This window comes from Collinsella sp. AF29-7AC, assembly GCF_003475665.1.
Lineage (GTDB): Bacteria > Actinomycetota > Coriobacteriia > Coriobacteriales > Coriobacteriaceae > Collinsella.
Genome location: NZ_QRQX01000056.1, coordinates 1 through 771 on the forward strand (window position 1 = coordinate 1; position 771 = coordinate 771).

Sequence of the window (771 nt, forward strand, 5' to 3'; positions counted from 1 at the left end):
GTTCGCTTCTAATAAAGAAGGCCAAGATTCGGGACGCAGTTCAAAATAAACCTGTCCCTAAATGGCAGGTAGGATGTCGGTCAGGTTGTCGATGACAACGTCGGCGGCGGACTGGTCCAGGTTGACGCCCTCATGCGGACGCAGCGCCAGGACGCGGGCGCCCGAGCGCTTGCCAGCCTCGATCCCCAAAGGCGAATCCTCGATAACCAGGCACTCGGCGGGCTCCACCCCCAGCGCTTCCATGGCACGCAGGTAGATCTCGGGGTCGGGCTTAAACGCACTGCACTCGTGCCCGCTGATGGTGTAGTCCAGCACGTCGGCGATACCGGCAATCTCCACCAGCTCGTCAATGAGCTCGCGATAGGACGAGCTTGCGATGGCGCACTTCACGCCGCGCTCGCGCAGCTCACGCATCACCGGCTCCGTCTGCTCGTTGAGCAGCTCGGCATACGGAACGGGGTGGTCCGGGCTGTAGACCTGCTTGTACTCCACGCGCAGGCGCTCGCGCAGCTCAATATCGTCAGGCACCAGCGCCTCCCAAATGGCAGGCTCGTTAGACCCCGAAAGATCGGGGATCTCGTCAAAGTGGAAGCCCTTCTCTTCCATAAATGCCACGCGGCGACGGTTGTAGAACCACTCGGTATCGACCAGCACGCCGTCCATGTCAAACAGCACTGCCTTGATCATACGCATCTCCTCCCACCTGCCAAAAAGGGACAGGTTCATTTTGAACTGCGTCCCGAATCTTGGCCTTCTTTATTAGAAGCGAAC

Annotated in this window: 1 protein-coding gene; it reads right to left on the bottom strand. The window is 59.5% G+C overall.

The annotated features are described in order from the left end of the window. Window positions 1–57: 57 nt before the first annotated feature. Window positions 58–687 (bottom strand): HAD family phosphatase, encoded by a 630-nt coding sequence (locus DWZ15_RS10325; protein WP_158572527.1) that lies wholly within the window; start codon window positions 685–687, stop codon window positions 58–60. Window positions 688–771 lie beyond the last annotated feature (84 nt).

Excerpts from the sequence above, each read along its gene's own strand:
- DWZ15_RS10325 (WP_158572527.1), bottom strand. The coding sequence starts at position 687 with ATGATCAAGGCAGTGCTGTTTGACATGGACGGCGTGCTGGTCGATACC.